Origin of the sequence: uncultured Odoribacter sp., from assembly GCF_937966165.1 — a bacterium.
Lineage (GTDB): Bacteria > Bacteroidota > Bacteroidia > Bacteroidales > Marinifilaceae > Culturomica.
This window is the reverse complement of the sequence record NZ_CALCLB010000016.1, coordinates 37,737-62,626: the sequence shown is the minus strand read 5'-3', so window position 1 is coordinate 62,626 and position 24,890 is coordinate 37,737. Positions and strand designations below refer to the sequence as shown.

The window sequence follows — 24,890 nt, the reverse complement described above, 5'->3', positions numbered from 1 at the left end:
TAAAACGTTAAATAATTGATAACCAAAATATAAAACAGATCACATTTCGCCGGTATCGCATAATAATGTTAAATTTGCAGGAAATAAGGGTTAAGTATAAATTCTATCACTCTTGGTCAATATTGTACTATTTGCCTATCAACTTTCGATCTACATTTGACATGTCGAAAGAAAGCAATGAGTTATTTTAATCCAAAAAGATGTTTGTACCTTTCAAAGAAATTTTAAAAGATGCTTATTTAAACAAATATGCAGTAGGAGCTTTCAATTGTTTAAGCCTGGAAAATGCAATGGGGGCTATTCAAGCCGCAGAAGAATTACGTTCCCCTATTATTATCCAGTTAGCCGAAGTACAATTTCCCTATTCTCCAATAGAAAAAATGGCTCCCGTATTTATTGAAAGCGCAGAAAAAGCAAGCGTACCGGTATGCGTGCATTTGGATCACGGTCAAAGTTTAGAGACTTGTGTAAGGGCAATGAAACTGGGTTTTCAATCGGTAATGTATGACGGAGCCAATCTTCCTTTGGAAGAAAATATACGGAATACGAAAGAAATCGTGCGAATTGCCCGGGCTTTGAATATTGAGGTGGAAGCTGAATTGGGAAAAGTCGGAGAGGCCTCCCAAAAAAGAGACGAATCAACCGACATATTTACCGATGTGGACGAATCTGAATATTTTATCCGCCGGACCGGAATTGATGCACTAGCTATCGCTATCGGGAACCTGCACGGAAAATATATCGCTACGCCCCGCTTAAATATTAAACGTTTATCTGAAATTAATGAACGGAATCATTTGCCTTTGGTCCTTCACGGTGGAAGCGGCACCAGCGTAGAAGACTTTAAATCCTGTATACATAATGGTATCTGCAAAATTAATGTGGCGACAGCAATCCAGATTGCCGTCACCCGTAAATTAGAGGAGTATTTTAAAACTGCAACCCACCCCAATTATATTGACATGAAATATCAAATGGTGGAAGCTTCAAAAGAAACGGTAAAAGAACACATGCTTTTATTTGAAAGTAACGGAAAAGTCTAAAAAGATGAGAAATGGAATCATAGCCGCCGGCTCATGGTTGGTGGACACTGTAAAGTTCATAGAAAAATATCCTTCTTCCGGTAATTTAGTTACGATCGAAAAAATTGAAAAGGGATTAGGGGGATGCGCTCATAACGTCCTGGTCGACTTAGCCCGCTTATCCGCCAATATACCCCTTTACGCCGGAGGATGTATAGGAACAGACGCTAACGGGGATTTTGTCATGAATGAAATTCACCGTTATGGAATCGATGACCGGTATATGTATCGTCTGGAAGATATACCGACTTCTTACACAGATGTTATGTCTGAAATTCATGGAAATTCAAGCCGGACATTTTTTCATTTCAGAGGCGCAAACGCTTGTTTTTCCAGGAATCACATTCTTCCTATAAATGTGCCTGCCCGTATTTTCCATTTGGGTTATTTACTTTTACTGGATGAACTGGACAAAGCCGACGAACAGTATGGCATCAAAGCAGCCCGGGTTTTAAAAGAGCTTCAGGAAAAAGGATACCGTACCTCAGTAGATGTCGTCTCAGAAGAAAGCGACCGTTTCCGGAAAATACTTCTTCCCTGTCTTCCTTATATTGATTACCTGATTATAAATGAAGTAGAAGCCGGCGCCTGTTGTGGTTTACCGCTCAGGGATTCCCAAGGAATGCTCTTGCCTGACAACGTAAAGGCAGCTTCAGCGTCTCTCCTGCAGGAAGGAGTGAACCAAGTGTGCGCTATTCATTTCCCGGAAGGGGGTTATGCCCGTAATAAGCAAGGGGAAGCCTATCTAATCCCTTCTATCCCTGTGGAAAAAAATGAAATCGTTTCTACAGTAGGAGCCGGGGACGCTTTTTGTGCAGGAATGCTCTACGCTCTACACGAAAATCTGCCTCTTCAGGAAGCTCTGATATTGGCAAACACTGCTGCCCGTTTTAACTTATATCATGCAACAAGTACAGGCGGAGCACCCGGCATTGATAAATTAAAAAATTTTATAACCTTAAATTATTCCTCTTATGAAAAGAAGTGAAATTAACCAATATATCCAGGAAGCAATCCGCTTTTTTGAATCCAATTGCTTTTATCTTCCCTTATGGGCCGGATGGACTCCTGCCGACTGGCAAAGCAAAGGCAAAGAATGTGAAGAAATACGCCTTAACAATCTGGGCTGGGATATTACCGACTTCGGGAAAGGCCATTTTTTACAAGAAGGCCTGACTTTAGTGACCATCCGTAACGGGAACCTAAAATACGACCATAAACCCTATTGCGAAAAAATCATGATGGTTCGGGAAAAACAAATTACCCCCATCCATTTCCACTGGAAAAAAATGGAAGATATCATTAACCGGGGAGGAGGTACACTTTGTATTCAATTGTGGAAAGCCAGTAAAGAAGAAAAACGTACCACAGAAAACTGTATTGTCAAAATAGACGGAATCAAGACGGAAATAAAAAGCGGAGGAATGGTCTACCTGGAAAAAGGACAGAGCATTTGTTTTGAACCTTATATGTATCATACGTTCTGGGCAGAAAATGGAAATTGTATGGTGGGAGAAGTATCAACCGTCAATGACGATGCCAACGATAACCGGTTTTTTGAACCCATAGGCAGATTTCCGGAGATAGAAGAAGATGCTCCGGCAAAATATCTGCTTTGTACAGAGTATCCGCAATAAAGAAAGTTGAACCGTGAAGAATGATGTAATGAAAACAATACAATTCCTGGAGTGGACGGTAGGTTATACTCCAGTCAAAGAAAACGAACCGGAAGAATTTATTTCGGCAACAGTACCCGGTGCCGTCCAGTTAGATATTGCAAATGCCAAAAACTATCCTTCCCTCTATTTCAGTGATAATTATAAAAAACTGAACTGGACAGAAGATATGTATTATATCTATCAAACCGAATTTAAAAAACCGGAATTATCCATAGGAAAATCTTTATTTTTTATTTCAAAAGGAATTGATTATCAATTTGAAATTTATCTCAACGACCAATTTTTAGCAGCACAGGAAGGAATGTTCACTCCTGTAGAAATTCCCCTGACAACAGGTCTGAAAGAAGAAAACAAATTGAAGATAATCGTCTTCCCCGCCCCCAAAAAGCATGCTTCCCCTGCCGACCGCACTCAGGCATCTCAGGTCGTGAAACCCGCTGTCAGTTACCTTTGGGATTGGCATCCCCGTCTGATCCCCCTTGGGATATGGGATGATACTTATCTTGAAATCAGGCCTTTATCTTACATTCAGGAAGTATATCTGGATTATGAATTAACAACAGATTTCGAAAAAGTATGTATTCAACCCTGCATAAAAGGACAGGAACTAAACGGATGCGATTACCACTGGCAATTAAAAGATCAGCAAGGAAAGATTGTATCACAACTGACAGGCTGTTTCACTGCAACCCCAATTTTACCGGAGATGATAGTGGAAAACCCGCGATTATGGTGGCCTCACGACCATGGTACCCCTTATCTCTATTCTTCAGAATTTACGCTGCTTAATTCATCGGGACAAGAATTGCAGTCTGTTACCCAAAAGCTAGGATTCAGAAGAATTAAATTAGTGATGAACGAAGGGGCCTGGCAGGAACCCGCAGGATTTCCTAAAACCAGAAGTGTCCCTCCCGCTCAGTTTGAAATAAACGGGAAACGCATTTTTGCCAAAGGTTCTAACTGGGTAAATCCTGAAATATTTCCGGGAAGTATTACAAAAGCCCGCTATTCCACACTCCTGGATATGGCTGTAGAAGCTAACTTTAATATTTTAAGAGTATGGGGAGGAGGAATTGTCAATAAAGAAATTTTTTATGATTTATGCGACGAAAAAGGGATCATGGTATGGCAAGAATTTCCGCTAGCCTGCAATAATTATCCGGATGACGCCCATTATTTGTCGGTCTTAAAACAAGAAGCAGTCTCTATTTTAAAACGCCTCCGGAATCATCCCTCCCTCTGCTTATGGTGCGGTGGAAATGAACTCTTCAATAACTGGTCGGGAATGACGGATCAATCGCTCCCACTCCGTTTACTGAATAGCCTTTGCCTGGAATATACCCCTCAGATTCCCTTTAATCCGACTTCCCCCGTTATGGGAATGGCACACGGCCATTATGTCTTTTACGATCAGGGCAAGGAAGTCTTCCAAACGATGAATAAAAGTCATAATACAGCCTATACGGAGTTTGGCATGCCGGGCATTTCTCCCCGGGAAGTATTGGAAAGCATTATCCCTCCATCCGAATTATGGCCACCCCGTCCGGGAACAGCCTGGGAAGCTCATCATGCTTTCGGAGCCTGGCACGGACAAACCTGGCTCTGTAAAGATATTTTGGAAATGTATTTCGGCAAAGCCCAAACATTAAACGAACTTATTGCTCAAAGCCAATTATTACAATGCGAAGGTTATAAGGCTATCTTCGAAGAAGCCCGGCGCCAAAAACCTTATTGCGCCATGGCACTCAACTGGTGTTATAACGAACCCTGGCCCTCTGCTGCCAATAATTCTCTCCTTGTTTACCCGGCTATTCCCAAGCCTGCTTTTTATGCCGTCGGGCAATCCTGCCGTCCCGTTTGTGCCAGCGCACGCCTCAGTAAATTCGTATGGCAGGAAGGGGAATGTTTTTCTGCTGAAATTTGGATACTGAATGATTTATTCCAGGATTTATCCGATAAGAAAGTGACCGTCTCACTGGATACCGGAGAAAAAAAGATTACTATTTTAAAATGGCATACCGAAATCATCAAAAGTAATACGAATTTAGCCGGCCCGACCGCCCGATATAAACTGCCACATTTACAATCAGACCGTTTCAGGCTCCTACTGGAAGTTGAAAATCATCCGGAATTGAATGCTGAATATACGCTTCTCTATCGCCCGTCGAAAACAAAGGCAAATGGAACAGCTATGCTGAATATCACAGAATAAAATCTCGGTTATGAAAATTTCATTCATTATCAGTATATTTTTGCTACTCTATAGCGGAATACAGGCAGAAGTAAAACTTCCTGCCATACTGGGAGATCATATGATTCTTCAGCAAAATAGCCTGATAAACTTATGGGGAAAAACAGATCCTGGCCTGCAGGTCAGGATCACCCCTTCCTGGAACGATTCCTGCTATATAACGAAAGCTGACACAAAAGGCGAATGGAAGGTAAAGGTACCAACTCCTGCAGCGGGCGGCCCTTATTCCCTCACCTTCGACGACGGCGACGTACTAAAACTTCAACACATCCGGATAGGCGAAGTCTGGATTTGCTCCGGGCAATCCAATATGCAGATGCCATTAAAAGGTTTCCCTTCACAACCTGTTTTCCGGTCTACAGAAACCTTATTGGAAGCAAATCGCTACCCGGATTTAAGTTTGTTTACAGTCAGCCGTCAGCCCCATTCTTCCCCACAAGAAGATTGTTGTGGACAATGGTCTCCCTCTTCCATGGAAAGTGCAGCCAACTTCAGTGCCGTAGGTTATTATTTCGCTAAATACCTATCCGATGTATTGAATATTCCTATCGGTATAATCGAAAGTGACTGGGGAGGTACCCGGATCGAAACCTGGATGCCCCTAGAATCTGCCTTGAAGATAGATGCCGCAATTTTGCAATCAGACGCTACCGCAACTTATTTCGATAAAACGGCAGTCCTCTATAACGGAATGATCGCTCCAATCACGCCTTATACCGCCAGGGGTTTTATCTGGTATCAGGGAGAATCCAACAAAGGGCATCACGACAAATATGCTGCTAATATGGCCGAAATGGTACACTCCTGGCGTCAGCTTTGGGGAAATCCGGAAATGCCTTTTTTCTATGTGGAAATTGCCCCCTTTGATTACGATATTCCGGAACATCAGTTTGAAAAGCAACCCAATCCCATTCTCCGTCCTTTACTTGTAGAAGCCCAGCTTCAGGCTTTAAATCTCATACCCTATTCCGGTATAGCCGCTACATCAGACATCGGAGATTCCTGTTTTATTCACCCTTCCCGTAAGGATTTGGTCGGCCAACGACTGGCTTTGCTGGCCCTCCATCAAACTTATTCCCAAAAAGGTCACGACACTTATGGTCCACGGTTCGAATCCGTAACTTATGAAAACGAAAAAGCAATCGTAAAATTTACATCAGAATCCGAATTAACCCCCTTATACCGTCCTGTCTGCGGTTTTGAACTCGCAGGTGACGACCGCATATTTTATCCGGCACAAGCTCAAATCAAAAACGGCTCCGAAGTTGAAATTGTATGTACAAAAGTCAAATGCCCGAAAGCCGTCCGGTATGGCTTCAAAAATTTTATACGGGTAAACCTTTATAATACGATGGGACTACCGGCTTTCCCTTTCCGGACAGACCGCTGGAATACTTCCCGTTAATATAAAAAAATGGTAAACCTCTAATCGATAAGAATAATAAACAATTTATGAAAAATAATACACACGTTTCTTTTCGGGAAAAAGTAGGATATGGCCTGGGAGACGCCGCCTCTTCTATGTTCTGGAAACTCTTCGGGATGTATCTCTTATTTTTCTATACTGATATTTTCGGTTTAAACGCCGCAATTGTCGGTACAATGTTTCTGGTAACCCGGATTTGGGATTCTTTAATCGATCCGTTAGTAGGAATACTGGCCGACCGTACGTCTACCCGCATGGGGAAATTCCGCCCTTACATTTTATGGACAGCCCTTCCTTTCGGGATCCTCGGTATCCTGACATTCAGTTCCCCCGATTTCAGCCCTACAGGAAAAATTATATATGCCTACATCACTTACGGCGCAATGATGATGGTATACTCCTTAATCAATGTACCTTATGCCTCTCTGCTGGGAGTCATTTCAAATTCTCCCCAAACCCGTACAGCATTGTCTTCTTACCGGATGATTTTCGCTTTCGGAGGAAGTCTGCTCGCCCTCTTACTGATCGAGCCTTTAGTACAATTCTTCGGGCAAACAGATACAGGAACCGTCGATGCCGCAAGAGGATGGACTGCAGCTGTCAGCGTATTTGCCATTCTTGCCATACTGTTTTTCCTTTGTACTTTTTTCTGGACCCGTGAAAGAGTACAACCCCTGAAAGAAGAAAAAAACAGCCTACGGGAAGATTTCTGCGACCTGCTACGCAATAAACCCTGGTGGATATTACTGGCATCCGGCATATCTGCTTTAATTTTCAACTCGATACGGGACGGAGGGGCCGTCTATTATTTCAAATATTACGTAGCCTCGGATACGACCACTTCTTTCGGTCATCTGTCACTGACTACTCTTTTTTTCGTTCTCGGTCAGGCAGCCAATATCGCGGGCATTCTTCTGGTAACCCCTATCTCTAATCGCATCGGTAAAAAGAAAACTTATTTATATGCTATGCTCCTGGCAACTGTCCTGAGTATCGCATTTTATTTTGCCGGTAAACAAGATATCTTTCTGATCATGACATTACAAGTTCTTATCAGTATGTGTGCCGGAAGTATTTTTCCTCTATTATGGAGTATGTATGCTGACATTACGGACTATTCGGAAATACGTACCGGCCGACGGGCAACCGGACTAATATTTTCCTCCTCTTCTATGTCCCAAAAATTCGGATGGACACTGGGAGGGGCAGTTACAGGCTGGCTATTAGCTGCCTTCGGCTTCCAGGCAAACGTAGCACAAAATACAGAAGTCCTTACGGGCCTGAAATTAATGCTTAGTTTCCTGCCAGCTGTCGGGACCCTCTGCTCTGTTATCTTTATTTTCTTTTATCCTTTAAATGAAGAAAAAATGAAACAAATTGAACAACAATTGTCCGAACAACGTCAAAAAAAAGCATAAGACCGATAAATACTGAAAATTTTATGTTTTCAATTCAGGATACGAGAGGTGGATTTATTAAAAAACTTCACTGATTAAAGAACTTCAGAAGCCGAAAGGATGATCAGATTCTCCAGTTTCTTTAATCAGCGAAGCCTGAATAAGCGTCAGAAGGAGATTTTCCGTTATAAACCGAAAAATAATATTTCAGGAAACCCCTTTTTAGGGTCATTCTATTTCCAATAACATCCACTTATCATACAAAACACCCTCCAAAACATTCTGCATACAAAGATTCCAACTGATAAATCCTACAAATTTGCCATTTTTATCGACATGGTTCTGATCCGGCGCCAAGGGAGCCCCCGTCTCGGCATGATAATTCTCATGCATGGTTCCATATTTCCGGATATCCTCTGTCAATAATTTACCTAAAGTTCCTCCTAACCAGGCAATTTCATTTTCAAATCCGTAGTGTTTTAATCCAATTGAGTAAATGTAATTGGCAATCGGCCAAACCGGTCCCTGCCAGTTAGAAAAAGGAACAATGATGTTTTTATTATTATAATCGCAATCCTTTTTCGACAGACTCCTGAAACCATAGGGCGATTTCATCTCTTCCGGATTTAATAAATGCTTCTCAATCATCACTTTCCCTTTCTCTTCAGGAGCCATTTTATACATTAAGGGCACAAAAGAAGAATAACTGATTCGCTTATACTGATCTCCCGTAACACGATCTACATTGTAGTATACCTGATCCTCTTCGTTCCAAAGCCACTTGTTTACACTTGCCTTTAAATCATCCGCCTCCTTTTTATAATAAGCTGCATCCTCTGTTTTACCCAATTTCGCTGCGATTACCGACATAGCCCTCAATTCTCCGTATTGAAAAGCACAGGCATCTGCACAATCATACGAACGCGTATCCTCTTTAAAATAATTCATAGCCGGATTATTATCCGCCCCGCTCTGCATGGCAATTTCCCAATAGTATAACCCCCGGAGAGAATCCAATTGCGTCTCTTTCCGGTATTTAAAAATCCGGCCCAAACGTTCATAATACGGTTCAATCCATTCGAAATTGTCAACGTAACGGGAATACTGATAAGCCCCCTGTGCTAAAAAAGGCTTCATCGCAAATTTCCCGAAAATTTTACGCTGTCCCTCTTTCGTCATCCCACCGGCGACATACCCTTCCTCATCTATTCCTTCCAAATAAGTCATAGCCCAATATTTCATGTATTCCGGTTTGTCCTGACTGATAAAATGATTCGCCATAAAAAAAGCATCCCAATCCCACAATTGAGAATAAAATCCGGCCGGAATTAAATACGGATATTTTAAATAACCTGCAGGTTCCCGGATAACTTGAAGACGCAATGAATCATACTGAGCAGACAATTCCTGATAAATTAACTCTAACTTTTTCCGCTCCTCAGTATTATCTTCCTTCGCTTCCTTTGTCTCTTTACATCCAAAACTTCCTATCACTAATAGGATAATACCTGCAAATTTTAATTCACGTTTCATAAGTTTAACTGTTTGTTTTATACACCACATTGATTTAAGAAAATATTAACGGTTTAAAAATATTAATAATTACTCGTTTTTAAAAATTATTCTATACATAAATGAATATTTATCCAAAATTTATAATTCTTCATAATTTTACCTTTACATTAGCATCAGCATATCTAAAGTTGATTTTTAAGCCAGTTAAGAAGTAAGTTCTTTTAAAAGATTTCTATAAAATGAATATTTATTCAAAAACAGAAAGTTCTGTTTTTGAATAAATATCCCTTCATCCGCTTCGGAATAAAAAGCAATAAAATTCATTCCGATATGCTGATCCACAGTTTTTCATCAGATAAATCTGTCATAAAATCTGCTTCTCTTTAATTTTTATTCATTTCTTTATCAGAACGGCCTTTAATTAATCCCTCAATAAAAGTATACATTGGTAATAATTTTATTAGGTTTGTAGCCTGAAATTTTGACTGAATTTCATAAAAACGGGAAAACCTATTCCCTCTGAATTAAAAAACAACTAATTGTATTATTTTATGAAAACAAAGATTTTATTTGAAACGCTCCTTTTGTCTCTCTCTTTATTTTGTATCCCCTCTTGCAGTGATGATACAAAAAACGATGAAATGAAAATTCCGGAAAATATCGACAAAGCTTTTTCCAATAAATATTCTTCTGCACAACCCCGGACCTGGAGCAGATACGGTACTTATTATATTGCTACCTTTACAGATGCCGGCAATTTCCATGAAACCGCCTGGTTTGATTCAAACGGTATATGGCAAATGTCAAAAACAGATCTGCCTAAAACACAAACATTACCCTCTGCTGTCGAATATGCTTTTAGCAATTCAGAATACGCTGGTCAGAAAATAACAGCAATAACCCGGATAGAACGTTTGATGATGGAGGGAACTCTTTACCGGATTAGCGTAGCCAAAGGGGAAATAAAACAGGATATATATATACAGGAAAATGGAACACTGCTCCAGTCTTTATATGGAAACCAAAACCAATTCTGGTTGATCGAAGTACCCCAGGAAATTAATCAGTATATGACTGATAATTATAAAGGAATCCCTATTCTTGGTATTTTGCTAAATGATAACGGGAAAATTGAATTATATGTTTTGCATGACAGTTATTTAAAAAGAATTATACTCGATTGGGACGCCTATTGGTTATCTACTTCCCGGCCTTTAGATGATACAGAACAATTACCAAACTGGGTCATGAATTATATTTCCGGACATTATGCAGGATATACTATTATAGAACGGAGATATGAAGAATCAAGCCACGGAAATTATTATTGTATCAGGCTGAAAACAAGCGATGACGATACAATCTTATCCCTTAGAGACGATTTGAAGGAATAAAATAAAGGTCTTCAATAGCACCCAAAGAAGAGGGACCGACAGTCCCCGGTTATTTAAAAAGGCTTTATCATTTGCATTTCTATGATAAAGCCTTTTTGTTTGTGGTAAATAGTTTGTTAGTTTTACTTCAGTAAAGGTATAAACAGTATAAACCGCTTACTGCCTGCTCTTTATTCCCTAAAAGAAAAACCGCCTGAATAATTTCAAGCGGTCTCTAAGGGTAGAAGATCGGGCTCGAACCGACGACCTTCGGAACCACAATCCGACGCTCTAACCGACTGAGCTACATCTACCATTTTGCTTTCGCGCTGCAAATATAGGGAGTATTTCTCTTTTTACAAACTTTTTTTAAAAAAATCGGAGCCAGATTCTGATTACAAAACCCTTTTTTAAGTTTCAAAGGAATAAAAACAGCCTTTACAGAGAGAAACAGAAAGGAAACAGGGATTTTTTACAGCGAATTTTCGTATTCTTTACCTGCTCCGTTTAAATCCGAAAGATGAGAGCAGAAATAACAATAATTCAGGGAAAAATTACACAAAAGGGCACGTCCCTAATGTGTAATAAGACGACCGGCTTCGTATTCCCGGGCAGCATATTCCAATTCTGCATACCATTCTTCCCCGTATTTTAAGATCAAAGCTTCCCTGAGGAAACGGTACAGCGGAATTCCTTGCTTTTCTCCTTTCACACGGGCTTCCCGGCAAACACTCCATTTATGATAGTTCAAGGCTTCAAACCCGACATATTTAGCAATTCGTATGGGATATAAATGACAAGAAACCGGTTTCCGAAAGTTACTTTTCCCTTCAGCCCAGGCCTTTTCAATAGCACACCAGCAACATCCATTTTCTTCGATGGCAAAAGCACATTCCCGCCCATTTATCAAAGGCGTCGTCCATTCATTATCACAATCTTTCACGGCCCATCCTTGTTTCTCCACAGCCATTATCCCTTCCGGTTTCATAAAAACCTTTATTCCCTCATAATTCTCTTTTATACTTCTTATTTCTTTTTTGTCCAGAGGCGCTCCGTAATCTCCCTCAATACAACAGATGCCTTTGCAGTGACTCAAATCACAACAAAATTTTTTTTCGAAAATATCAAAACTGACCAAAACATTCCCAATCTGTACCATATAGTCCGACTCAACTCAATCAACCATATTTTAACAAAAACAAACAGCGGCACTTTCAACAACCGCTGTTTTTCATTAGCTCTCCGGCTTATGTCCTCCGGCAAAATTTCACTCGATAAGCGTTTTCCCGCTCATCTCTGCCGGCTGAGGTATTTCCATAATCTGTAAAATAGTAGGAGCTACGTCTGCCAGCACTCCGTCTCTCAATTTTTTTCCTTTTTCGGTTGTCACCCAAATGCAAGGTACCGGATTTAAGGAATGTGCCGTATTCGGTGTCCCGTCTTCATTTACAGCATGGTCTGCATTTCCGTGGTCCGCAATGATCAATACATCATATCCGTTGGCCTCAGCAGCCGTAACAACTTTATTTACACAGGCATCTACCGTTTCCACGGCTTTTTGTATGGCTTTGTAAACTCCTGTATGGCCTACCATATCTCCATTAGCAAAATTCAGACAGACAAAATCTGCCGATTTCAGATTCAATTGTTCAACCAATCTCTCAGCTACCTCCGGAGCCGACATTTCCGGCTGTAAATCATAGGTCGCTACCTTCGGAGAGGGAACTAAAATCCGGTTTTCTCCTTCAAACTGAGCTTCCCTTCCTCCATTAAAAAAGAAGGTGACATGAGCGTACTTTTCCGTTTCCGCAATACGTAATTGTTTCATCCCGGCCTTGCTCACGACTTCTCCCAAAGTATTCTCTACATTTTCCTTGTTGAATAAAATATGCAGCCCTTCAAATTTTGCATCATAAGGGGTCATACAGCAATAATACAAAGGCATAGTTTTCATACCGAATTCCGGCATGTCTTTTTGAGTCAAGGCTATCGTCAATTCTTTCGCCCGGTCATTCCGATAATTGAAAAAAACGACCATATCGCCCGGCTGAATAAGCCCCACAGGCCTCCCATCACTGGTTACATGTACAATCGGTTTGATAAATTCATCTGTAATACCTTCCTGATAAGATTTTTTTATAGCCGTTTCTACGTGCTGAGTTTCAAAACCGGTTCCATATACCAACAGGTCATATGCCTCCCGTATCCGCTCCCAGCGATTATCCCGGTCCATAGCATAATACCGGCCGATTACAGACGCAATACGACCGGCAGAATGAGACATATATTCTTTTAAATCCTGAATGAAACCAAGTCCACTGTGCGGGTCCGTATCCCGCCCATCCATAAAACAATGGACAAAAGTTTTCGCAATACCATATTCTTTAGCAATATCGCATAATTTTTTAACATGCTCCAAAGAACTGTGTACTCCTCCGTCAGATACCAACCCCATAAAATGTACCTGCTTATGATTATCACGCGCATAAGTAAAAGCTTTTACAATTTCCGGATTCTGCATAATAGAATTATCCTGACAAGCTTTGTTGATACGTACCAAGTCCTGGAGTACAACTCTTCCGGCCCCGATGTTCAAATGCCCAACCTCTGAATTTCCCATTTGTCCATCCGGTAAACCGACATTTTCCCCACTGGTGTATAATTTCGCATGCGGATATTTTTCTATCAAAGAATTAATAAACGGAGTCGGAGTACTGTAAATTGCATTGGATGCATCCGGTTTACCAATACCCCAACCATCCAATATCATTAATAATGCTTTTTTCATGTCTTATTTTTTATTTTTTCTATTCTACAATTTCTACATCTTCTCTGCTCTTTAAATCGATGAAACAACAATTAAAAGTATAAATGTGTAAGCGTTCAAATGTGTAAATGTCCCACTGTTTTCCTCTACAATTAAATACGTCTTCTTGAAACCGGCACACGAAAGGGCAATCCCGGGCCCTGTTTTAAACCAGGATCCAACGCTTGTCAATCTCTGAATACCCCTACGAGCAGAAATCAGGCATCCTTTATCACCGGACATTCACATTTACGATTTACTTTCCACCTAAAGATTTACAAAGTTAATGGAATATCCCGATTTCTCCTTCGGGGAAATAATAGATTCTTCACTTTTTTACGAAAACGTTTGCCTGTTATCTTTATTCTTTCTTAAAATTTTAAAGTCAGAACAAAAATTTATCGAATTTCGATAAATAAATATTGTTTTTTTTAAACTTTACTTTATATTTGTGTCACGAAAGATAAGAAACAATTGAAAGTTATGACATCAAAACGAAAAATAATATTCCGTTTGAATATATTATATGCCATTTTTTTGGGATTAATTATTACGTTTCTCGTCACAAACATTAACAGCAATGATTTTAAAAAAGGTACGGAAGATAAAAATTCTCTTTTGAATACTTATTATAATATTCCGGTCGTTCCCCTCCCTTCTGAATACGACATTCCGATTCAATATAATGCAGACAGCACTTTAAAAATAACAGCCCAGATAACAGCTGCTAACATAAAAATAAATAAGTCTGAAATTTCTTCGCAAAAGATACAAGTCTGGTCTATTATTCTCCAACTTTTCAGTGGCACTTGTTACATTGCCATTTGTACTATTCTGTTCGTCGTACTTTTTTCTTTACGCAACAGCCTCCGGCACGACAATTTGTTTAACAGGGATAATATCAAACTGATCCGTGCGATCGGCATTTTACTCATCGCTTCCTCTTTGCTCTGTAATTTAGCTTATTATCTGGAGGCTCAATCGCTCTCCGACTTATTGAAAGGAACTTCGCTTTTAACATCTGTCGATATATATGAATTCGGTGATCTTTTTGCCGGTATTCTGATACTGGTAATCGCAGAAATATTTGCAATTGGATATGATTTGTCGGAAGAACAAAAATTAACAATATAAATTATGGCTATTGTAGTAAATATAGATGTGATGATGGCACGCCGTAAAATGTCTCTGAATGAACTCTCTGAAAAAGTAAATATTACGCCGGCAAATCTCTCTATTTTGAAAAATGGGAAAGCAAAAGCCATCCGATTTTCAACCCTGGAAGCGATATGTCGCGTATTACATTGTCAACCGGGTGATATTTTAGAATATGTCCCGGAAGAAAAAGAAATAAATTAACTGATAATTTTTATATAAACTTTAATAATGAGATTATGAAAAAATTTTTAATTCTTATCGCGTTATGCTTGCCTTTTTTAGTACAAGCACAATCCGGAAAAATCGACTTTGTCGAATACAAGTTAGATAACGGATTGCACGTTATTTTACAAGAGGACCACACGACTCCCAATATCGTGATTTCCCTGATGTATCATGTCGGTTCAAAAAATGAAGATCCGAACCTGACAGGATTTGCACATTTCTTTGAACACCTGATGTTTGAGGGTACTGAAAACATCAAAAGGCATGAATATGACAAGTATGTAATGAATGCCGGAGGAAATTTAAATGCCAATACTTTTTTCGACAGAACTTATTACTATGAGCTTCTTCCCTCCAATGAACTTGCTTTGGGATTATGGCTGGAGTCAGAGAGACTTCTACACCCCAATATCGAAGCTATCGGTATTAAAACGCAAAAAGATGTCGTCTGCCAGGAAATGGGACAGAGCCGCGACAATCAGCCTTACGGCCGCTTGCTAACAGAAACCTTGAAAAGAGCTTATAAAGTACACCCTTACCAACACGATGTATTGGGCTCGGAAGAACACATCCGGAACGCTTCAGATCAGGATTTTATCGATTTTCATAAAAAATTCTATATTCCGAATAATGCCGTTCTGACGATCGTCGGAGATTTTAACATGGCAGAGGCTAAAAAACTGATACACGATTATTTCAACGATATCCCTGCAGGTGCTCCAGTGATACAACCACCTATGAACGAACCGGTTCAAACAGCGGAAGTAAGAGATACGGCATACGACAATATTCAGATTCCGGCCATCATTATGGCTTACCATATTCCTGAAATGAAATCCGACGATTTTTACGCTGTTTCAATGCTGAACACATTGTTGTCGGAAGGAGAAAGTTCCCGTTTATATTCTACGATCGTAAACGATGAACAACTGGCAATGGAATTGGCTTCCACCCCTCTTCCTCTGGAACATCCGGGATTGTCCGTCATATTAGCTTTACCGAATATGGGGGTTGATTTACAAAAACTCGAAAAAGCCATAGACGTAGAAGTGGAAAAGGTGAAAAAAGAACCGATTTCCGATAAAGAATTCCAAAAACTGAAAAATCAGATTGAAAATGAATTAGTCAGCAGTAATTCTACCATCGCCAGCCGGGCAGAAAATCTGGCTACAGCCTATACGTATTATAACAATACCAATCAGGTAAATGAAGAACTAGGAAAATATATGGCTGTCACCAAAGAAGACTTGCAAAAAGCAGCTCAAAAATATTTTACCAAAGAAAACCGGGTTGTATTATACTATTTACCAAACAAAAAATAAACTTTCTGAGTTATCCGAAAGAATAGAAAAGAGTTGGAATTAAAATATTGAAAATTAGAATAAGATGAAAAAATATGTTTTTTTACTGATTGCCATTTGTTTTTCTTTGTCAATCACTGCACAGGTTGACCGGAGTAAAGCTCCGGAATCCGGCCCCGCGCCCCGCGTTCATATCGGAGAATATAAAAGTTTTACTTTAAACAACGGCTTGAAAGTACTCGTTGTAGAAAATAATAAAATACCCAAGGTCAATTTCAGCCTGAATATTGTCCGGGATAAAATTCTGGAAAAAGATAAAGCCGGATATTTGAATATTGCCGGAGAATTATGGGGAAAAGGGACAGAAAAAAGAAACCCGAAACAACTAAGCGAAGAAGTAGACTTCATTGGAGCCAACTTATATACATCTTCTGAATATGTAGGAATCGCCGGTTTAGCTAAATATAAAGACCAGATGATGGAAATTCTTTCCGATGTAGTGTTACACCCGACTTTTCCAAAGGAAGAATTCGACAAGCTCATCCTGCGCACCCAGACAGGGCTTAAAACCAGTGAAGTAAGTCCACAAGCCATCATGAGTAATATCTATAATAAGACATTATTCGGAGATTCACATCCTTACGGAGACGTCATTACCCCGGCCACAATCAGTAATGTAACGATAGAGGATTGCCAAAATTATTATCAAAATTACATACATCCCAATCATGCTGTTTTAGTGATTGTAGGGGATATTACCCTCAATGAAGCCAAAAAACTGACTGAAAAATACCTGGGAAACTGGAAAGCAGGACAATCTCCGGCCCATACTTATGAAGTTCCCAAACAACCTCAAGGGCGGCAGGTAATTTTCTCGAATAAAGATGCTGCAACCCAAGCCAGTATCCAGGTAGCTTATCCGATCAATTTCAAAGTAAACAGTCCGGACGCTATAGCAGCTCAGGTGATGAACCAGATTTTAGGAGGCGGTGGTTTCCAAGCTAAATTATTCAAGAACCTGAGAGAAACAAAAGGGTATACTTACGGAGCTTATTCTTCTTTAAGTAAGAGTGAACTTCCCGGTTCAGGAGCCTTTTCTGCTTCAGCAGAAGTCAAGTCCAATATAGCCGACAGTGCTCTTATCGAAGTATTCAAAGAAATGCAGAATATGGTAATGGCCAATTATTCCCAGGAAGATCTGGAAAGGGTAAAGAAGACAATGGCCGGCTCTTTTTCCAGAAGTCTGGAATCTCCTTCTACAATCGCCAATTTTGCTTATAATATCGAAAGGTTCGGATTACCCAAAGATTATTATACCACTTATCTGGAAAAACTGGATAAGGTTACAAAAGAAGACGTCAATGCAGCCGTGAAAAAATATATCCATCCGGACAACGCCTATATCCTGGTTGTAAATGACCGTGGAGAAAAGAAAAAATTGGAAAAATTAGCAACAAACGGTACGGTTACGGAACTGGACAATTATGGGGAACCCTTAACTGTAAGTAATAACGTTGCCCCGAATATTACTCCAGAAAAGGTGATAGACGCTTATCTGAAAGCAATCGGAGGAGCCGAAAAAATAAAAGGGATCAAAGATATGAGCCTGACTTCCGAAATGAATATACAAGGTATGAAGCTGATAACCAGCCAAAAATATCTTTTAAACGGGGCAAAACCTTTATACCTGATGGAAATGTCTATGAACGGAGCAACCATGCAAAAAATCGTATTTGATGGTACAAAGGCAATCATCAGCGGAGCCGGAGGTAACCAAACTCTGGAAGGCGAAAAAGTAGCTGAATTGAAAGCCCAAACTTATCCGGTGCTGGAAGCCGAATATGCTCAATTAGGCTATCATCCCACTTTAGAAGGAGTTGAAAAAGTAAACGGCAGAGATGCTTATAAATTAAAAACAACCTTAGGGAAAGCAGTTACTTACTCTTTTTACGACGTAGAAAACGGTCTAAAAGTGAAAGCTGTAGGCAGTCAGGACGGTATGACCCAGGAAGTACTTTTCGAAGATTACCAACCGACAGAATACGGAATTTTAATGCCTCTTGTCTCCAAAACCAGTATGCAAGGCATGCCTATCGAGGTAAAAACAACTGACATTAAAATCAATTCCGGGTTAAAAGCCGGAGATTTCCAATAGTACAGTTTAAAACGCATTAAAATGTTCCATTTGGATGAATAGAATATACTGCCTTCGCAAGCAGATGAATGCTGTGCTGATCTGTCCCTCGCACGGCTCCTTACTCATCCAAATGGAACATTTACTATAATCAGAATTGTATCCTTTTCCCAGCCCTCTCCTTTTCTACGCCAAGCGGGCATTTTATTTTAACAATGTAACCTGCATTCCCTGACGGGAAGTCAAGGTTTTTAAATCTGCCCCTGTTATCAAAGCTACCCCTGATATTTTTTTTCTTCCCGTCCGGTATATTTCCTCAATAAGCGGTAACAAAGGTTCTCCTGCTCTATAGCTCAGCTTGTTCTCGCACACCCATCCGGCAACCAATAAACCGCCATAAAACTCCAGGCCTTGTATTTCACGGATAGTTCCTCCGGTATCTACTACTTCTTTTACATCGTTATGATCCAAAACGACATAACCATTTTTTATAAGGGGATAACCGGGAAAAAAAAGATAATTAGCGGCTATTTTCCTCATTTCTTTTTCTTTGGCTGTTTTTCTGTTTTTTCCTGCTCGCTGATTGAAACAGCTTTCTGCTCTGTTTCCACAATAACTGTCTGCTCTGTCGTCAATTCCACATCCCGCCTGAACTCTGCAGCTCTCTCTTCCATAATCGCCTGTTCGGGACGCACAGCCGTTTTAGACAGTCGCTCTTCTGTTTTTGAAGAAATATAAGGCCGGTACAAAGTTGTCCCCCAAATCCTGCCTTTACGGAAATTTTGCTTCTTCGACTGATCCGTATTTACCATTTTTACGACTAAATGCTTATAGGCCGAATCGACATATTGCGACCAATTATAGAGATGTTGCAATGTATCGGATAATACCTTCACCTCCCGTACATGCAAAGTATCTTTCTCATCCGGAGTAAGGAAAAAAGCCGTAATACGATTATTTTTCCCTTTATCCAGGGTGTCAAATTTAATAGTTGTCGAAAACCGGTATAAACCAGACGTAATGCTATCGACCCTCACAGTAATCATTGGAGTTGCCGTATCCAAAAGAATGGTGTCCGTCCGGGGAAAATAATTGACGGAATCCCTCGATCTCAATTCGTTTAAAATCCGGTTTTTATCGGTAAGACGCTTATTTAAACTATCGATAACGACATCATATAGTTTTGAAAAAAGAGCTGTCTGAGCCGAATAATACCGCATACAAGAATCAAACTCTGCCCGGTCTATCCCGTATTTCCGGAAAACAGAATTATAATAGGCATAATTCCTTTTCTCATTACCCGCAGTATAACTTTTGGACTGAGCAAGTGTCCCGTCTGCCACATGCATATCAACTAATAAAGCAACAAATTGCTGTTGGTCCAACGGAACTTTTTTTTGGGTGCAAGCCATAAAGCTCAGCAATATACTTACCCATATACAGGCTTCTCCCGGGTTGAATATCCTTTTCATTACAAATAATTCTTTAGCTTTCTGTATAATTTAGAAGAAAAAATAAAATCATTCAGATTTTTGTTATCCGTATTGGCGATCTCCTCCTTGGTACCTTCCCATTCTTTCCGGCCTTCATGTATAAACACGATTTTTTCCCCTATTTCAAATACGGAATTCATGTCGTGTGTATTGACAATAGTCGTCATATCATACTCATGCGTAATTTCCTGAATCAAATTGTCAATAACAATGGCCGTCAGAGGGTCCAGACCGGAATTCGGCTCATCGCAGAACAGGTATTTAGGCTCCAAAACAATTGCCCGTGCAATGGCAACCCTTTTTTTCATCCCTCCGCTGATTTCCGCCGGATATAAGTCATCAGCATCGGTAAGATTTACGCGGCGTAAACAAAATAAAGCTCTTTCCCTTTTTTCTTTTTCCGAGAAATTGGTAAAAAGATTGAGCGGGAATTTTACATTTTCCAATACGGTTAAGGAATCGAATAAAGCTCCTCCTTGAAATACTACTCCGATTTCTTCCCTGAGCGATTTAATCTGACGGGAAGTCATTACAGTAATATCCCGGTCCCCATAGAATATTTTTCCCTTATTAATTGTATGTAAACCGATCAAAGATTTCAACAATACAGTTTTTCCGGATCCACTTTTGCCAATAATTAAATTCACTTTTTTGGATTCAAATACGACATTTATATCCGACAATACCGTTTTATTATCAAATGATTTATATAAGCCTTCTACCCGGATCATTACAATAAAATTTGGGTTAATATCAAATTGGCTGTCAGAATAGCGATGCTGCTATCGACAACTGCTTTCGTACCAGCTTTCCCGACCTCCAAGGCTCCTCCTTGTACATTATATCCATAAAAAGCCGGTATGGAAGTAAAAATAAAAGCAAAGAAAAGAGTCTTGATAATGGAATAAGTCACATAATACGGATTGAAAGAAAAGTGCAACCCGTATATAAAATCCTCAAAATTAACGACTCCGCTCAGCAAACCCGATAAAAGTCCGCCAATGATTCCGATAAAAACACTGAATATATACAAAATCGGATTAATAATAAAAGAAGCTATAATTTTAGGTCCCACCAAATAAGAAACAGAATTTACTCCCATTGTTTCCAAAGCTTCTATCTGTTCCGTAATCTTCATGCTTCCGATTTCAGATGCAATATTACTTCCGATTTTCCCGGCCAATATCAAACTGACTATTGTAGAGGAAAATTCCAGTAAAAGAGTTTCCCGGGTCAGATAACCGATGAGATAACGGGGAAGCAAAGGATTGGCCATGTTATAGGCCGTTTGTAAGGTTAAAACTGCCCCGATAAAAAAAGAAATAATAACTACCAACACGATAGAATTCAATCCTAATTTTCCAAATTCATTCACCAGTTCTTTTACATAAACACTCCTCTTTTCCGGCTTAGAAAAAGCTTTACGTACAAATAAAATATAGGAACCCAGCCTGTATAAAAATCTCATGAGGTACTGTATTACTATTTTTACAACAGGTGCAGCCAAAAAGCAGCAAATATTGTAACAACGGTTATTTCCGTTCAAAGTTATACGAAATAATCGTTCCTTACGGAAATTTAATACAAAAAAAATAATAATTAGGAGATTTATTATTATATTCGACAACAAGAAGGAAAGAAAAAAGCAAATACCCACCTTCTGTTTCTTTGCTGACAGTGAAAACTTTATCGCTTGAATAAGGGATGGCCGATTGCCGGAATTTCCGAAATAGAAGTTTAACCGCTAAAAGAATGAAAAAAATCATCCTATCAAAAAATCATTTTTTCACTGTTTTTATAAACTTTATATATTTCATAACGTAATGGAATAAGTCGAAAGAAATATACGAATGTATAACTTTCAAGTGGCAGAACATAAGTAATTATCCAAATCTGTTATTATAATGAGTTCAAATTCATATTGTGTCATTATGGCCGGTGGTATCGGAAACCGCTTTTGGCCTGTAAGTAATACCAACTGTCCCAAACAATTTTCAGATATACTACATCTTGGTAAGAGCTTTATCCGGCAAACCTATGAACGGATTCACCGCATATTTGATAACGATCATATTTTTATTGTGACAGGTACTGAATATGAAAACATTACTCACGAACAAATTCCGGAATTACCTTTAAAAAATATTTTAAAAGAGCCTTTACGGCGGAATACGGCCACTTGTATTACTTATGCTGCCGCTAAAATTCAAAGTATTGTCTCTGACGCAACGATGGTGGTGATTCCTTCCGATCATTTTATCACGAATGATGAAGCCTATCTCAATGATCTCCAAAACGGCATCGGTTTTGTACAGCGTTCGGGAGGTCTCCTTACGATTGGAATAGAACCTTCCCGGGCTGAAACCCAATACGGTTATATACAAATTAAAAACCAGGATAAAAATGAAAGGATTTCCGCTGTAAAAACGTTTACTGAGAAACCGGATATGGACTTAGCTGTCAAATTCTATGAATCGGGTGAATTCTTATGGAATGCCGGTATTTTCATCTGGAAAGTAAACGATATCTTACAGGAAATAAAAAAGCACATTTATGATTTATATACGCTCTTTGAAAAAATTCCGGCTTTTAATACTCCACAGGAACAGGAATACATAAACAACATATACGGAGAATGCCCTAATCTTTCTATTGATGTGGGGATTATGGAAAAATCCACACATGTCTATGTATTAAAAGGCCAGTTCGGCTGGTCGGACGTCGGTACGTGGCACGCCTTCCATGCTCTCAGTTCAAAGGATGAAAACAACAATTCCGCTAATTCCCAAAAAGTATTGTTCCGTAATTCCCGGAATTGTATTGTCAATGTTCCCCGCCGAAAAAAAGTAATCGTTCACGGTGCAGAAGATTTGATTATCGCAGAGAATAAAAATTATCTCATGATCTGTCACATCAAAGACGAAGACCATATCAAACACTTTGAAAAACAATTGAAATACAAAAAATAAGCCGGGAAAATAAAACAGGAAGTTATGTATTGAATAAAAAAAGGTCTTCCAACCTGATAAATGACAGATTCCGAGTTCTTGACGAATGTACTCCCGGGCCTGATGAAAACAAATCAGCCAGAAATATTTATTCCTTTTATCAGCAACAGGTGAATTTGTTTCCGTTTGAAAGCTGCCGGTGACCCAAAATGAAACGCCTGAATAGTTGAATCTTTTTACTTGTTCAACATTTGCGTAAACTCATTGAAGAATGACTTTGATCTCTTCGATCCGGGCATTTTTAACATTTAAAACTTCAAATACAATATCATCGATCGCTATCTTTTCACCTTCTGCCGGAATGCTTTCATTAAAATACAAAACATAGCCTGCAAGGGTTTCGTATTCTTCATTTTCCGGTAAATTCAAACCATATTTTTCATTCAGATAATCCACTTCCAGACGGCCTGAGAAAATATATTCATGATCAGAAAGGACCTCTTCTTTCAGACTGGGGTGATCATGTTCATCTTCGATTTCCCCGAATATTTCTTCCATAATATCCTCTATGGTAACAATACCCGCAGTGATGCCGAATTCATCTACCACTACGGCAATACTACGCTGTTGTTTTATAAATAAATTCAACAGATGAGAAGCGGACATCGTCTCCGGCACGATAATCACCCCACTCAATGCCTGTCCGATATTGACCGGATTTTTAAAGAGAGAAGAGGAATGTACGTAACCGATAATATTATCTATATTTTCTTTATAGATGAGAATACGGGACAAACCTGTTTCCACAAACAAATCCGTCAGTTCTTTCATATCCGCATCGATGGGGAGTCCGATCAAATCGGTACGGGGAACAATGCATTCCCTCAATTTTATTTCAGAAAAATCGAGGGCATTCCGGAAAAGCTTTATCTCATGTATTTCTTCTTTTTTCTCATCCGAAACTTCTCCTTCCTCTATCAGATTATTGAGATCTACTTTTCCAAAAGCTTTATTGGGCTCTTTTTGCTCCATTTTTCTGCCCGTTACAATCCGTAACACAACCCCGCCGAACCACACGGAAAAATAAGTAATGGGAAAAAATAAAAGATAAAACAAAAAAACAGGCACGGCAAACACCCGTAAAAAAGCATTCGGACGCAAACGGAACAAAGTTTTCGGTAAAAATTCCGCAAAAAACAGGATAATCAAAGTAGTAATCAACGTTTCTACCAACATTTTCATCCCCAAAGAAAGATGAAGAAAATCCAGATACCCGGATAAATAATCTTTCATGAAAATACCGTAGATAACCATTACCACATTATTTCCCACCAGCATAGTCGTAATGTACATACCGGAATTGGAAATAAAAAGGTCAATTAAAGTCTGAGAGATACTTTTGTCCGTTTTATCAATTTCAATCCTCAATTTGTTGGACGCGACAAAGGCAATCTCCATACCTGAAAAAAAAGCAGATAACAAGAGACAAATTAATATGACCGTAAATGCTGACATCAGTTATTAGGCTTCATTTCAAATTGAACTTCGCCATCGGTAATATTTTTAAAAACAGGATTCTTCAGATTTTGATCCGACTCAAATCCCCCGCTGCTTTCCAATATATTATTGCCATCAATCAAGCGGCTGTAGCGGTCCGAATAAATCCATTCTTTTTCCATATCCCAATACAACAATTCTGTCTCCAGCCTTTTTCCTTCTGCATTCATAACGACTACCTGATTCCGAACTTCCCAAAGTTTTTCTTTGATCAGATTCTTGGCATATTTGGATTTTACCTCTCCGACCACTTTCCCGTCTTTATCATAAGAGATCACATGAATACCCTGGGGGAATTCATCGTATTCCTCTTCTGCAGTATGGATTTTATTGTAGAGAGGAGTATAAGCTTTATATTTAATCCGGGCAGAATCGGAATAAATCATTTCCATATTTTCTCCGGACATTTCCGGTAAAGATTTCCGGTCGGTAAGAGCATTTACCTTTTTAATATCATTTTTACAAGACAAAAGCATTATTGTCCCCAACAGAACAATAATGCTTTTATAAGAAATTATCCGTGAGAGAATCCTCATATTCAGCCT

Annotated in this window: 21 protein-coding genes and 1 tRNA gene; 12 read left to right on the top strand and 10 right to left on the bottom strand. The window is 39.4% G+C overall.

Annotated elements, in window-relative coordinates; translation table 11 throughout:
• Positions 1-200 precede the first annotated feature (200 nt).
• From Q0465_RS06980 to Q0465_RS06955, 6 genes are read left to right on the top strand one after another with little or no spacing between them, the layout of a single operon-like run.
• Positions 201-1,043, top strand: a complete 843-nt coding sequence (locus Q0465_RS06980; protein ID WP_298614437.1) for a class II fructose-bisphosphate aldolase — start codon at positions 201-203, stop codon at positions 1,041-1,043.
• 4 nt (positions 1,044-1,047) lie between these two features.
• Positions 1,048-2,070 (top strand): carbohydrate kinase family protein, encoded by a 1,023-nt coding sequence (locus tag Q0465_RS06975; protein WP_298614435.1) that lies wholly within the window; start codon positions 1,048-1,050, stop codon positions 2,068-2,070.
• A complete protein-coding gene (locus Q0465_RS06970; RefSeq protein ID WP_298614433.1) occupies positions 2,057-2,719 on the top strand; it encodes a D-lyxose/D-mannose family sugar isomerase in 663 nt (220 codons plus the stop codon). Before Q0465_RS06975 ends, Q0465_RS06970 begins: the two co-directional genes overlap by 14 nt.
• Positions 2,720-2,747: 28 nt before the next feature.
• A complete protein-coding gene (locus Q0465_RS06965; protein WP_298614431.1) occupies positions 2,748-4,973 on the top strand; it encodes a glycoside hydrolase family 2 protein in 2,226 nt (741 codons plus the stop codon).
• 10 nt (positions 4,974-4,983) lie between these two features.
• Complete coding sequence (locus Q0465_RS06960; protein ID WP_298614429.1) at positions 4,984-6,417, top strand: sialate O-acetylesterase; 1,434 nt, start codon at positions 4,984-4,986, stop codon at positions 6,415-6,417.
• 47 nt (positions 6,418-6,464) lie between these two features.
• Positions 6,465-7,856 carry an MFS transporter gene (locus Q0465_RS06955; protein ID WP_298614427.1) on the top strand — a complete coding sequence of 464 codons (1,392 nt, stop codon included), beginning with the start codon at positions 6,465-6,467 and terminating at the stop codon, positions 7,854-7,856.
• A gap of 207 nt (positions 7,857-8,063) precedes the next feature.
• Here Q0465_RS06955 and Q0465_RS06950 read toward each other — a convergent pair whose 3' ends face one another.
• Positions 8,064-9,368, bottom strand: coding sequence for a trehalase family glycosidase (locus Q0465_RS06950; protein WP_298614425.1), 1,305 nt, complete (start codon positions 9,366-9,368; stop codon positions 8,064-8,066).
• A 533-nt stretch (positions 9,369-9,901) separates the two neighbouring features.
• Here Q0465_RS06950 and Q0465_RS06945 point away from each other — a divergent pair.
• Positions 9,902-10,744 (top strand): PepSY-like domain-containing protein, encoded by an 843-nt coding sequence (locus tag Q0465_RS06945; RefSeq protein ID WP_298614423.1) that lies wholly within the window; start codon positions 9,902-9,904, stop codon positions 10,742-10,744.
• A gap of 219 nt (positions 10,745-10,963) precedes the next feature.
• Here the strand turns inward: Q0465_RS06945 and Q0465_RS06940 are convergent.
• The 3 genes from Q0465_RS06940 to gpmI all read right to left on the bottom strand — a co-directional run bounded on the left by Q0465_RS06940 (position 10,964) and on the right by gpmI (position 13,511).
• Positions 10,964-11,037, bottom strand: a tRNA-His gene (locus tag Q0465_RS06940).
• A 260-nt stretch (positions 11,038-11,297) separates the two neighbouring features.
• On the bottom strand, positions 11,298-11,882 hold the full coding sequence (locus Q0465_RS06935; RefSeq protein ID WP_298614421.1) for a DUF3109 family protein: 585 nt from the start codon (positions 11,880-11,882) through the stop codon (positions 11,298-11,300).
• A gap of 108 nt (positions 11,883-11,990) precedes the next feature.
• Positions 11,991-13,511: a 2,3-bisphosphoglycerate-independent phosphoglycerate mutase gene (gene gpmI / locus Q0465_RS06930; protein ID WP_298614419.1), complete on the bottom strand. Its 1,521-nt coding sequence runs from the start codon at positions 13,509-13,511 to the stop codon at positions 11,991-11,993.
• A gap of 501 nt (positions 13,512-14,012) precedes the next feature.
• On the opposite strand from gpmI, the gene Q0465_RS06925 reads away from it, so the two are divergent.
• From Q0465_RS06925 to Q0465_RS06910, 4 genes are all read left to right on the top strand, one after another.
• Entirely contained in the window at positions 14,013-14,663 is a 651-nt protein-coding gene (locus Q0465_RS06925; RefSeq protein ID WP_298614417.1) for a DUF2975 domain-containing protein, read from the top strand.
• Between the two features lie 3 nt (positions 14,664-14,666).
• Entirely contained in the window at positions 14,667-14,888 is a 222-nt protein-coding gene (locus Q0465_RS06920; RefSeq protein WP_298614415.1) for a helix-turn-helix transcriptional regulator, read from the top strand.
• Positions 14,889-14,923: 35 nt separating this feature from the next.
• A complete protein-coding gene (locus Q0465_RS06915; RefSeq protein WP_298614414.1) occupies positions 14,924-16,234 on the top strand; it encodes a pitrilysin family protein in 1,311 nt (436 codons plus the stop codon).
• Positions 16,235-16,298: 64 nt separating this feature from the next.
• Positions 16,299-18,368: a pitrilysin family protein gene (locus Q0465_RS06910; RefSeq protein ID WP_298614412.1), complete on the top strand. Its 2,070-nt coding sequence runs from the start codon at positions 16,299-16,301 to the stop codon at positions 18,366-18,368.
• A 183-nt stretch (positions 18,369-18,551) separates the two neighbouring features.
• On the opposite strand, the gene Q0465_RS06905 is transcribed toward Q0465_RS06910, so the two are convergent.
• From Q0465_RS06905 to Q0465_RS06890, 4 genes are read right to left on the bottom strand one after another with little or no spacing between them, the layout of a single operon-like run.
• Positions 18,552-18,887, bottom strand: coding sequence for a hypothetical protein (locus Q0465_RS06905; protein WP_298614410.1), 336 nt, complete (start codon positions 18,885-18,887; stop codon positions 18,552-18,554).
• Positions 18,884-19,819 carry a DUF4296 domain-containing protein gene (locus Q0465_RS06900; protein WP_298614408.1) on the bottom strand — a complete coding sequence of 312 codons (936 nt, stop codon included), beginning with the start codon at positions 19,817-19,819 and terminating at the stop codon, positions 18,884-18,886. Before Q0465_RS06900 ends, Q0465_RS06905 begins: the two co-directional genes overlap by 4 nt.
• Entirely contained in the window at positions 19,819-20,571 is a 753-nt protein-coding gene (locus Q0465_RS06895; protein WP_298614406.1) for an ABC transporter ATP-binding protein, read from the bottom strand. The genes Q0465_RS06900 and Q0465_RS06895 overlap by 1 nt, the downstream gene beginning before the upstream one ends.
• A complete protein-coding gene (locus tag Q0465_RS06890) occupies positions 20,571-21,308 on the bottom strand; it encodes an ABC transporter permease (RefSeq protein WP_298614404.1) in 738 nt (245 codons plus the stop codon). The genes Q0465_RS06895 and Q0465_RS06890 overlap by 1 nt, the downstream gene beginning before the upstream one ends.
• 436 nt (positions 21,309-21,744) lie before the next feature.
• Here Q0465_RS06890 and Q0465_RS06885 point away from each other — a divergent pair, with 436 nt between their 5' ends.
• Positions 21,745-22,809: a mannose-1-phosphate guanylyltransferase gene (locus tag Q0465_RS06885; protein ID WP_298614403.1), complete on the top strand. Its 1,065-nt coding sequence runs from the start codon at positions 21,745-21,747 to the stop codon at positions 22,807-22,809.
• A 240-nt stretch (positions 22,810-23,049) separates the two neighbouring features.
• On the opposite strand, the gene Q0465_RS06880 is transcribed toward Q0465_RS06885, so the two are convergent.
• Both Q0465_RS06880 and lptC read right to left on the bottom strand, forming a co-directional pair.
• The gene (locus tag Q0465_RS06880; protein ID WP_298614401.1) at positions 23,050-24,303 is read right to left on the bottom strand and encodes a hemolysin family protein; all 1,254 of its coding nucleotides are present in this window, start codon (positions 24,301-24,303) and stop codon (positions 23,050-23,052) included.
• On the bottom strand, positions 24,303-24,881 hold the full coding sequence (gene lptC, locus Q0465_RS06875) for an LPS export ABC transporter periplasmic protein LptC (RefSeq protein WP_298614399.1): 579 nt from the start codon (positions 24,879-24,881) through the stop codon (positions 24,303-24,305). The genes Q0465_RS06880 and lptC overlap by 1 nt, the downstream gene beginning before the upstream one ends.
• Between the last annotated feature and the right edge of the window lie 9 nt (positions 24,882-24,890).

What these genes read in the sequence shown, in the direction of transcription:
- Q0465_RS06890 (WP_298614404.1), bottom strand. Translation starts at nt 21,308, where the DNA reads ATGAGATTTTTATACAGGCTGGGTTCCTATATTTTATTTGTACGTAAA.
- Q0465_RS06975 (WP_298614435.1), top strand. Translation starts at nt 1,048, where the DNA reads ATGAGAAATGGAATCATAGCCGCCGGCTCATGGTTGGTGGACACTGTA.
- Q0465_RS06895 (WP_298614406.1), bottom strand. Translation starts at nt 20,571, where the DNA reads ATGATCCGGGTAGAAGGCTTATATAAATCATTTGATAATAAAACGGTA.
- Q0465_RS06900 (WP_298614408.1), bottom strand. Translation starts at nt 19,819, where the DNA reads ATGAAAAGGATATTCAACCCGGGAGAAGCCTGTATATGGGTAAGTATA.
- Q0465_RS06945 (WP_298614423.1), top strand. Translation starts at nt 9,902, where the DNA reads ATGAAAACAAAGATTTTATTTGAAACGCTCCTTTTGTCTCTCTCTTTA.
- gpmI (WP_298614419.1), bottom strand. Translation starts at nt 13,511, where the DNA reads ATGAAAAAAGCATTATTAATGATATTGGATGGTTGGGGTATTGGTAAA.
- Q0465_RS06880 (WP_298614401.1), bottom strand. Translation starts at nt 24,303, where the DNA reads ATGTCAGCATTTACGGTCATATTAATTTGTCTCTTGTTATCTGCTTTT.
- Q0465_RS06960 (WP_298614429.1), top strand. Translation starts at nt 4,984, where the DNA reads ATGAAAATTTCATTCATTATCAGTATATTTTTGCTACTCTATAGCGGA.
- Q0465_RS06910 (WP_298614412.1), top strand. Translation starts at nt 16,299, where the DNA reads ATGAAAAAATATGTTTTTTTACTGATTGCCATTTGTTTTTCTTTGTCA.
- Q0465_RS06920 (WP_298614415.1), top strand. Translation starts at nt 14,667, where the DNA reads ATGGCTATTGTAGTAAATATAGATGTGATGATGGCACGCCGTAAAATG.
- lptC (WP_298614399.1), bottom strand. Translation starts at nt 24,881, where the DNA reads ATGAGGATTCTCTCACGGATAATTTCTTATAAAAGCATTATTGTTCTG.
- Q0465_RS06955 (WP_298614427.1), top strand. Translation starts at nt 6,465, where the DNA reads ATGAAAAATAATACACACGTTTCTTTTCGGGAAAAAGTAGGATATGGC.
- Q0465_RS06950 (WP_298614425.1), bottom strand. Translation starts at nt 9,368, where the DNA reads ATGAAACGTGAATTAAAATTTGCAGGTATTATCCTATTAGTGATAGGA.
- Q0465_RS06935 (WP_298614421.1), bottom strand. Translation starts at nt 11,882, where the DNA reads ATGGTACAGATTGGGAATGTTTTGGTCAGTTTTGATATTTTCGAAAAA.
- Q0465_RS06925 (WP_298614417.1), top strand. Translation starts at nt 14,013, where the DNA reads ATGACATCAAAACGAAAAATAATATTCCGTTTGAATATATTATATGCC.
- Q0465_RS06980 (WP_298614437.1), top strand. Translation starts at nt 201, where the DNA reads ATGTTTGTACCTTTCAAAGAAATTTTAAAAGATGCTTATTTAAACAAA.
- Q0465_RS06905 (WP_298614410.1), bottom strand. Translation starts at nt 18,887, where the DNA reads ATGAGGAAAATAGCCGCTAATTATCTTTTTTTTCCCGGTTATCCCCTT.
- Q0465_RS06915 (WP_298614414.1), top strand. Translation starts at nt 14,924, where the DNA reads ATGAAAAAATTTTTAATTCTTATCGCGTTATGCTTGCCTTTTTTAGTA.
- Q0465_RS06970 (WP_298614433.1), top strand. Translation starts at nt 2,057, where the DNA reads ATGAAAAGAAGTGAAATTAACCAATATATCCAGGAAGCAATCCGCTTT.
- Q0465_RS06965 (WP_298614431.1), top strand. Translation starts at nt 2,748, where the DNA reads ATGAAAACAATACAATTCCTGGAGTGGACGGTAGGTTATACTCCAGTC.
- Q0465_RS06885 (WP_298614403.1), top strand. Translation starts at nt 21,745, where the DNA reads ATGAGTTCAAATTCATATTGTGTCATTATGGCCGGTGGTATCGGAAAC.